A 1,013-nucleotide genomic window follows, 5' to 3' on the forward strand; every position below is an offset into this window, starting at 1 on the left:
ACTCTTGGATGGCTTGAATCAGCCACTGTTCTTGCTCGGGCGTCATGGTTACTGAAACACTACAGAATAAGGAAATCCTACCACCACTAACTCTTCTCTCCTCCTGGGAGAGGGATCGGGGGCAAGGGATCCAAATCCAAAACCTCAATGGAGAGTAGGGAACTCGAATCCCTGACCTCTGCGGTGCGATCGCAGCGCTCTACCAACTGAGCTAACTCCCCGCGGCTCTACCAGAATAACCCGAATCGGCAGCCAAGATCTCCCCCGCCTGCAACTCTAGCTCTACAAAAACCTTTGAGGGCACCCGCTCGGATCCCTTTAGCTCCAGCAGGTCGTACCAGCCTTCATAGAGCAGCAGCAGGCTTACTTTCTCTTCCAAAGGATCCACAATCCAATACTCGCCGATCCCCAAAACGCAGTACTCTGCCCGCTTGGCCCGGTAGTCTGCTGCCCGGCTCGACTCACTCACCACCTCCACCACCAGCAGCAGCGGCGGCTCCTCCAGGCGGATCAACGCCTCTCTGGATCCCATCTCCTGCCACTGCTCCAAAGGCAGCACCACCACATCCGGGATCCGCACCGTATCCCACCGGTGGCTGCCCCGCGGAGACTGGATCCCCAAGCCTCCCTGTATCGTTGTCCAGGGCAACTGCTGCCGTGCAATCTCTGCCTCAAAAACTTGGCTGAGAAACTTTTGAATTTGCACATGCCGTCCGGTTGGAAGGGCCATGGGCACCAACTCTCCCGCCACCAGCTCATAGCGGGTATCCCCGCCATCCGAATAAACAAGGTATTCGGCCAACCTCAGGCGAGCTGTTGAGGGTGCAGAAACGGATCCCCTTGCCCAAGCCATACACCGTCTCGGCCAAAAGTTTCTCTGTTGCCATGCTAGCCCTGTATCTCACACAACCCCTCTCTTCCCCTGGGAGCGGGGCTGTGAGCGCTTGGGCCACGGTTGGATGGAAGCTAACGCCGTTCCAGAAAATCGCGGCGCAGATCCCGAATCTCTTGCC

Annotated in this window: 1 protein-coding gene and 1 tRNA gene; both read right to left on the reverse strand. The window is 57.6% G+C overall.

What is annotated here, in order from left to right:
* Window positions 1-148 precede the first annotated feature (148 nt).
* Window positions 149-221 (reverse strand) — tRNA-Ala (locus NW818_RS13645).
* Window positions 212-853 (reverse strand): Uma2 family endonuclease, encoded by a 642-nt coding sequence (locus tag NW818_RS13650; RefSeq protein WP_414424861.1) that lies wholly within the window; start codon window positions 851-853, stop codon window positions 212-214. The genes NW818_RS13645 and NW818_RS13650 overlap by 10 nt, the downstream gene beginning before the upstream one ends.
* Between the last annotated feature and the right edge of the window lie 160 nt (window positions 854-1,013).

Origin of the sequence: Synechococcus sp. R6-5, assembly GCF_047461775.1 — a bacterium.
GTDB lineage: Bacteria > Cyanobacteriota > Cyanobacteriia > Thermostichales > Thermostichaceae > Thermostichus.